This window comes from Vibrio sp. 378, from assembly GCF_033339435.1.
Genome location: NZ_JAWOUO010000598.1, coordinates 1 through 680 on the forward strand (window position 1 = coordinate 1; position 680 = coordinate 680).

The 680-nt window shown below is 47.2% G+C and carries 1 pseudogene; it reads left to right on the forward strand.

Annotation, left to right across the window (positions count from 1 at the left end):
* Positions 1–150: 150 nt before the first annotated feature.
* Positions 151–680: pseudogene (locus tag R7Q48_RS27760) on the forward strand (ABC transporter substrate-binding protein); the annotation flags it as partial.

Below are 680 nucleotides of genomic sequence, written 5' to 3' on the forward strand. Positions count from 1 at the left end.
CTTCGTATCTCTACACACTTGTTCCATGATGAGCGAGATGTAGAAGGATTGGTCGAAGCGATTGCTGATCTGTACTACTCGTTCTAACGTCGTTGTTTATCACTCAAGCGCCCATTTATGGGCGCTTTGTTGAAGGGAAGGATATACACAATGTCAGTCAAAACACTTAAACGAACCATCACTGCTGTGGCGATTTTGGCAGCGTCCGTGATGTCTTCTTCGGCTTGGTCTAATGACCTTAAAGAAATCCGTGAACGTGGTGTGCTTCGTCATATCGGTGTGCCTTATGCCAATTTTGTTTCTTACATCGAGCAAGGTGAAATGCACACGCTGACAGGATTAGATGTCGATATCGTAAAAGGATTTGCGAGCTCGTTAGGTGTGCGATATGAGTACGTACCGGCTCAATGGAGTGACATGGTCGGTAAGCTGACAGGTCAAGATGTTCAATACCGACACAACCGCGCAGTCGTGGGTGGCAGTGTGCCAATTGAGGGTGATCTGATCGCCAATGGCGTGACGATTTTGGATTGGCGGGAAGAGGTATTGGACTTTTCTCAGGACTACTTCCCATCGGCGGTATGGCTTGTTTCTCGTACCGATTCAAGTTTAAGTCCAATTAAGCCAAGTGGTTCGATCGACGAAGACGTCAAGACAGTGAAAGAGTTGATCGATGGACG